Source organism: Paenibacillus sp. MER 180 (assembly GCF_023713665.1).
In the GTDB taxonomy this organism is placed as follows: Bacteria; Bacillota; Bacilli; order Paenibacillales; family Paenibacillaceae; genus Paenibacillus_B; species Paenibacillus_B suaedae.
The window spans coordinates 49,108-53,012 of record NZ_JAMAVT010000008.1; the positions used below are offsets into that span (position 1 = coordinate 49,108).

The 3,905-nt window shown below is 41.2% G+C and carries 3 protein-coding genes; all 3 read right to left on the minus strand.

The window, feature by feature from the left end:
* Nucleotides 1-70: 70 nt before the first annotated feature.
* A complete protein-coding gene (locus tag M3661_RS14795) occupies nt 71-1,441 on the minus strand; it encodes an ABC transporter substrate-binding protein (protein WP_251486333.1) in 1,371 nt (456 codons plus the stop codon).
* A gap of 186 nt (nt 1,442-1,627) precedes the next feature.
* The gene (locus M3661_RS14800; protein WP_021254837.1) at nt 1,628-2,464 is read right to left on the minus strand and encodes a carbohydrate ABC transporter permease; all 837 of its coding nucleotides are present in this window, start codon (nt 2,462-2,464) and stop codon (nt 1,628-1,630) included.
* Nucleotides 2,465-2,481: 17 nt separating this feature from the next.
* Nucleotides 2,482-3,429, minus strand: a complete 948-nt coding sequence (locus M3661_RS14805; RefSeq protein ID WP_251486336.1) for a carbohydrate ABC transporter permease — start codon at nt 3,427-3,429, stop codon at nt 2,482-2,484.
* Nucleotides 3,430-3,905: the final 476 nt, after the last annotated feature.

Genomic DNA, 3,905 nt, shown 5'->3' on the forward strand with positions numbered 1-3,905 from the left:
ACTTTATATAGCATGGAATATAGAGACGCCTTGTTTCAGCGTTGCTAGTTATTATGTTACTTACGAATCGTTACTTCTTCTCTTTCTCATTAATAATCTTCGTCGCTTCTTCAACCATCCATGCTTGTACTTTCTCAATTGGCTCGGAGCTAAGCATAAATTTGCTGAAGCCATCGTCGATAACTTTTGTTAAGTCAGCACTTGAAATGGTAAGTACCTTGGAAGCATCCAAATACTTAATATCGTCGCCAAACAGTGTGTTCTTTAACGACTCTACATCGTACTTGTCCTTGTTTTTGCCGATCATGCGCTCCAATAGTGCTGTTTGATCTGCTTTCTTCCAACCGGAAAATTCTTGTCTATTAGCTGAATCATCTGTAGACATAAAGCGCATCAGCTTATATGACTCTTCCTTGTGCTTCGTTGTTGAACCCATTGCTAATTGTGAACTGCCAACAAAGTATTTACCGCCCTCATAATCTTTAGGCAAAGCATTCTTTGGAGGCAAAGGAACTGGCGCGAAAGCAGTCACAAAATCATGTGGGTACTGCTCAAGATTCCCTGGATCTGGAATCGTGAAGCTGCCTGACATGATCATCGCTGCACTACCACCGAAAAATTCACTGCGATAGTTAAGCTTAGATGCTAGCACATCCGCATATGGTTTCGCTGACTTGTCAACATTTTCCATATCCTTGCGCAGTTGGAAGAAGTACGGATAGGTTGGGTCAGACAGAATTGTACTGCCATCGTCATAGCGGAACGGATCTTTCATTACCGTTTGCGCTGGGGCATTCATATACAACTCCCACGTATGGAAGTAGGTTCCGTATCGTTTGTCTACGCCTTCGCCTTTTGTTAGCTTCTTCGCATAGTCACGATAGTCATCCCATGTCCAGCCGAATTTAGGAACAGGCAGTCCCGCTTCATCCAACGCATTCTTATTGAGCATTACATAGGTATAACCTGATGTATATGGCATCCCGTAATATTTGCCGTCTATTTGCGGATTTACATAATACTCATCTTCCGCTTTCAAACCTTCTTTATCATAGAATTCATTTAGTGGCGTAAATGCACTGCGAACCGCTCTTTCAACAACCGCTGAAGTACTTGGCAATTGAACGACGTCAACTTCATCTCCTGACGAAATAAGGAAGTCCAGTTTCTTCAACATTTCCAATGAATTACCTGGAACGAGCACGACATGTTCCACTTTAATACCAGGGTTGGCAGCTTCAAACTCACGCAGCATTGCGTCTGTACCCTCTTGTTGAGCCTCATTATCCCAGTTATAGTACTTAAGGGTCACTTCCTTCTTCTCTGTACCGTTCGATTGTGCGGATTCGTCAGCTTTGTTTCCACAAGCGCTTGTAAACATCATTAATGCTAGTAGTAGGCATGTGGACAGAAGAAAATAACGTTTACTTTTAGTTGCCATGTGCAACTTCCCCCTAAAATGAATGATAGTAAGCTTTGAGTCAAGGCCTTGTTAGCGCTTACAGACAGTATATAACGTTTGCAAATTGCCTGCGTGTATAATTTTGTGCTTGTGCGATAACGATTTTGACTTATTAGAAGACTCTCAACTAGAAATGTCTACAGATTTATCATGAGTCCGTATTGCTTACCCTTTCACACCACCAAGGGCAATCCCACTAATAACTTGTCTCTGCAAAACAATAAACACAATCAGCAGAGGAATAATCGCTGACACTGCCGCCATCATCATAATCGCATCGTTGGTCGTATAATCGTCCCTAAACAATGTCATGCCTAGCGGAACGGTATACAAAGATTTCGATTGCAAGAAGATTAACGGATTTTGATAATCATTCCACGACCAGATGAACTTAATAATCGCCACCGTCGCGATTACAGGCTGACAGAGCGGAAGCATAATCGAAGTGAAGCTGCGCAGGTGCCCTGCACCGTCAATTTTAGCAGCTTCCAAAATATCATCACTCACACCGGCCATAAATTGACGCAACAAGAATGTAAAATAAATTGAAAACATCCCCATCAATATTAGCGCTGCATGGGTGTCATATAGTCCCAGCCAACGAATAAGCATGAAGCGAGGAATGAGCGTCGCTTGATCAGGAATAATCATCATGGCTAACAGCCCGGCAAATACAAGGTTTCGACCGCGAAATTGTAGTTTCGTAAAGGAATAGGCTGCCATCGTTGATATAAGTAGCGAGAGTAAAGTAACGATAATTGCCACTTTAATTGAGTTAAAGTAAATCTGACCGAACGGTACCTTTTGCATCCATACTGCCTTGAAGTTATTTACAAAGTTGGTTGCAGACGGAATCCATTCAATCGGGAAGCGCATGACATCTTTTTCAAATTTAAACGCTGACGACACCATCCATAATAATGGAAAGATAAAAAGTATAGACAATGCCCCCATTAACACGGTAGCGATAATTTTAGTAATCTTATTACGTAAGGTTAGCATCGTATTCTCCCTTTCTATTAAAATGATTCTTCTTGGCGCATCTTCCACGTTGCCGCAGTAATCAGACCGATAATCGCAAATAACAGCCAAGAGATTGCAGATGCATAGCCCATATTATAGTTGATGAAACCTTCTTGATAGATGCGGAATACAATTACCGTTGATGAATTATCAGGACCGCCTTCGGTCAAATACGAAATAATATCGAACACTTTAAATGAACCAATTAGCATCGTAATAAGCAAGAAGAACGTCGTTGGACGGAGCAGCGGGATCGTGATATTGAAAAACTTCTTCAGCCCCGTCGCCCCATCAATTTCTGCCGCTTCATATAATTCTTCGGAAATATTGGACAATCCCGCCATGTATATAATAATCGTGTAACCGAGCCCTGCCCACGCACTAATAATAGCGACCGCAATTAGTGATGTTTTCGGATCAACGAGCCATTTCGGAGGATTCGATATACCAAGATCCATTAGAAATTGATTGATAGGGCCTAGTGAAGGGTGGAACAAGATGCTCCACACTGCTGCCACAGCGATAATCGAAGAAATGTAAGGTATAAAGAATACGACTTTAAAGTAATCCTTAAAGTAGACTTTACTATGAATAACAACTGCTAATACAAGCGCAAGCGCAATCGGAATTGGCACGGTTAACACCGTATATACTAAGTTGTTATATAATGCCTTCCAAATCGTTGGGTCTTGAAATAAATGAATGAAGTTTTGCAGACCAGCAAATTTAATACCTGATACCCCAGATAATAAATCCCAATCTGTAAAACTTAAGTACAATGAAAACCCAAGGGCAAATACATTAAGCATCAACATGCCCACTATTTCTGGCAGTAAAAACAGCCAACCAACTAATGCTTCCTTTCTCCGTGGCGACCAAAATTTTTTCACTACGCGCTCCGCCTGCTGCTTTGGAAGCTGATAACTTGATTTTGTCTCTTCCACTTTTTATGTCACCTCAGCTTATAATTTGTTGACTTCATCATAAGCCGCAGACAAGGGAGAACAAAGGATGGATTATGACCTAGTGTGGGTAAAATTTTGACCTTTGTCGTGTAAGGAAACATGCAACCGAGTTGACTAAAGAGTAGTGATACCATGGTCTCTTAGTGAACTCGATCAATTGTTCACAAACGATTGGAGATTGATTGGGGAGTAGTTGTCCTATAGATTGAATTCTAGAAATAAAAGAAATGTAATGTAAACAGAACAGCGGCCCCTACTTTTCAATGTAGGGGCCGCCATCACTCTTTTTCGCAAGATTGAGATTCACTTACTATTACATATTTGATTATGATAAATCACGAAAGTTGACAAAGGAAAGACCCAAAAAATCATGTTGCTGTATAATGCGAACGGATGAATGTGTAAGGAAACCGCCAGCCCGCCACCAAATAGAAGAAGCACGCCCCTTTTTTTCT